Genomic DNA, 806 nt, shown 5'->3' on the forward strand with positions numbered 1-806 from the left:
CGATCGGCGCGGCGCTCGGCACCACCCGCAGCACCACCCACCGGCTGGTGAGCAGCCTGGTGCAGGCGCGCTACCTGCGCCAGGTGCAGGGCGGCTACCTGCTGGGCCCGAAGCTGATCGAGCTGGGCACCATCGCGCTGGAGCAGATGCCGCTGACGGCGGTGGCGCGCCCGCATCTCGAGGCGCTGGCCGACGCCACGCTCGACACCATCCACCTCGGCATGCGCGACGGCGACGACGTGCTCTACATCGACAAGATCCCCGGCACGCGCGGCCTGGAGATGCGCTCGCGGATCGGCCACCGGATGCCGCTGGCCTCGACCGGGATCGGCAAGGCGATGATGCTGGACCTGCCGCCGGACACCTGGGCCTCGCTGTTCGAGGCCTCGCGCCGCTCGCTGGCCGGCGTCAGCTTCAAGCCCGACCGCCGCCCCGACGCGACCACCTTCCTGCAGCGCATGGCGCATTACGCGGCCGGCGGCTACACCTTCGACCTGGAAGAGAACGAGGCCTCGATCCGCTGCGTGGCCGCGCCGGTGCGCGACGCCTCGGGCGCGATCGTGGCGGCCGTCTCGGTGGCCAGCACGATTCCCTACATGCCGCTCGACCGCATGGACGAGCTGATTCCGATCGTGCAGCGCGAGGCGCGCGCGATCTCGGCGGAGCTCGGCTGGAGCGCGCCGCAAACGACCCGCAGGATCAAGCGATGACGATGGACCGACCGACCCCCGCCACGCCGGCGCTGATCGCGATCGACTGGGGCACCACCTCGATGCGGGCCTTCCTGTTCGCGGCCGACGGCAGCG

At 72.1% G+C, this 806-nt stretch carries 1 protein-coding gene; it reads left to right on the top strand.

The features are described from left to right. Nucleotides 1–710: IclR family transcriptional regulator (locus FQ705_RS18800; protein WP_144143578.1), on the top strand; the 710-nt coding region annotated here is incomplete at its 5' end. Between the last annotated feature and the right edge of the window lie 96 nt (nt 711–806).

It is taken from the genome of Paraburkholderia sp. BCC1884 (assembly GCF_900996225.1).
Taxonomy (GTDB): domain Bacteria; phylum Pseudomonadota; class Gammaproteobacteria; order Burkholderiales; family Burkholderiaceae; genus Paraburkholderia.